At 42.9% G+C, this 645-nt stretch carries 1 protein-coding gene; it reads left to right on the top strand.

Annotation, left to right across the window (positions count from 1 at the left end; genetic code table 11):
• Nucleotides 1-129: 129 nt before the first annotated feature.
• The coding region (locus tag HMPREF9141_RS12380) for a virulence RhuM family protein (protein WP_007369118.1) at nucleotides 130-645 on the top strand (516 nt) is incomplete at its 3' end.

Raw genomic sequence — 645 nt, 5'->3', positions numbered from 1 at the left:
ATTAATAAAAATATCGGTATGAGACATAAGAAGATAGAGGCATCTTAGGAGAAACCCCAATTCGTTATAATGGAATGCTGTACAGACAGAAAAAATTATGTAACTTTACGCCCAAACAAAGAAATAACTATGAACGAGCTAACAAACCTAAACAACGAAATTGTAATCTATCAGAGTGAAGACGGACAAACACAGCTTGATGTCAAGCTGGAGGGAGAGAGCGTCTGGCTAAATCGGAAGCAGATGGCTGAACTATTCGGCAGAGATGTGAAGACCATTGGCAAACACATTAACAATGCATTACAGGAAGAGTTGAACGATGGAATTTCAACTGTCGCAAATTTTGCGACAGTTCAAAAAGAAGGAGAAAGACTCGTGAATCGTTCTATAGAACATTATAATCTTGATGTGATTATCTCTGTCGGTTATCGGGTAAAGAGCAAGCGAGGTGTAGAATTCCGACGTTGGGCTAACAACGTCCTGAAGCAGTATCTCATCAAAGGGTATGCCGTGAACGAACGCATCCGCCAGCAGCAGATAGCCGAACTGCGACAACTGGTGCAGGTGGTGGGCAGGACGATAGAGCAGCAGCCTGTCTCCACAAACGACGAGAACCATGCCCTCTTTGATGTGATAGTGGATTAT

This window comes from Prevotella multiformis DSM 16608, assembly GCF_000191065.1.
Classification (GTDB): domain Bacteria; phylum Bacteroidota; class Bacteroidia; order Bacteroidales; family Bacteroidaceae; genus Prevotella; species Prevotella multiformis.
Note: the sequence above shows the minus strand (reverse complement) of the source record. Positions and strands in the feature narration are given on the sequence as shown.